Origin of the sequence: Paenibacillus allorhizosphaerae (genome assembly GCF_042659105.1) — a bacterium.
Classification (GTDB): domain Bacteria; phylum Bacillota; class Bacilli; order Paenibacillales; family NBRC-103111; genus Paenibacillus_G; species Paenibacillus_G allorhizosphaerae.
This window is the reverse complement of the sequence record NZ_JBHSRV010000062.1, coordinates 1-1,383: the sequence shown is the minus strand read 5'-3', so window position 1 is coordinate 1,383 and position 1,383 is coordinate 1. Positions and strand designations below refer to the sequence as shown.

Here is a 1,383-nt window from a genome sequence, read left to right as displayed (position 1 = left end):
GTTTGCTGGGCGATGTCGATCCCAACGACTAGATGCTGAGAGGTAATCCTTTCAATGAGTTGATTTTGCCGTGCTTGTGATTTAAACTTCATAGTAGAGCGTCCTCCTGGATGATGGGATTTTAAGGGCTATGACCCGTTGCGTACTCCCATCGTACCGAGGCGCTTGTTTTTTTGCAAAGCCGAAATTTAACGCTCTACAGGAATGCTAACGGAGACGATAGTGTGGAGCTGCCTGAGAGCAGCTCTTTTTAATGACCGTTGAAGTAAACATTCCTGTTAAGGCTAAGAAATCGCCTTTGCCAAAAAAGGAGCGCCCCGGTATGATGGGTTTGTCCACGGGTTCAAAACCCAACACCATCAAGGAGGCGCTCTTATTATGAAGTTTAATCAATCGCAGAAGCAAAATCAACGTATTGAACGAATCAGTACCTCACACCTTGTCTCATTCTCCTTTTCCGGAAAAGGTAAACTTCAACACTGCATTATTGAATTGAAAAGGACATATGTCCGCTTATCAGTTATTTGTTACAATACATTCATGAGGTGGAATACAGTCCTCGGCGAGCCAAGTTAGCCTTGAAAGCCGCCAAGGTGTCAAGATTTTTCACGTAATAGGAGGAAGAAGCGCAGATGAGCCATCCTTACCGACCCTTGCATGCTCCCCAATTGCAGCCGCAGTTGCATATCCACTCGCACAACTTCCGGGAGTTTGCGCCGAGCCGTCGCCTGGCGTCGCATGTAGCTGCATATTGGACGGTGGATTTCCTGCCGGTACCGGGAAATCCGGGGCATCGAGTCATCCCCGATGGCTGTGTCGATATTATAGTGGACCTGTTCGCTTCATCAAGCAGGCGGGCCGCTTATGCCGTAGGGCTAACGACACAAGTCGAAGTTTTGCAATTTACAAAAGCACGCTCGGTATGGGGCATCCGGCTGTATTCGGAGTCGGCCCGCACGATCCTGAAGTCTCCAATATCGACATTAATGGCAAATCGTGTGTTTTTGGAGGATCTCTGGGGTCAAGAGGCTCTCGATTGGGTCGAAAAGCTGCTGACTGCCCAAGCGTTACCAGACAGGATCGAGGTCGTCGAGCAGCAATTGGGCCAAATACTGGCTGCGACCGAGGCGCCTGCTCCCACTTTGGTCTACCAGAGCATGCAGTTTATATACGAGGTCAAAGGTAATCTTTCAGTAACGGATTTGGCGGATAAAGTGAACTTCAGCGAGAGGCATCTGCGAAGGGCCTTTGAACTAGAGCTTGGCCTCAGCCCGAAGGAGATGCTCGGCATCGTCCGCTTTCAAAGCGTGCTTGAGGAATTGTACAGCGGAGACTATTTCAGCTTGACGGATTTGGCGCTTCAACACGGGTACTACGATCAGT

Annotated in this window: 1 protein-coding gene; it reads left to right on the top strand. The window is 49.5% G+C overall.

Annotated features, from left to right (window positions below; translation table 11 throughout):
- Positions 1–632: 632 nt before the first annotated feature.
- Positions 633–1,383: DUF6597 domain-containing transcriptional factor (locus ACFQI7_RS37725; RefSeq protein ID WP_377518630.1), on the top strand; the 751-nt coding region annotated here is incomplete at its 3' end.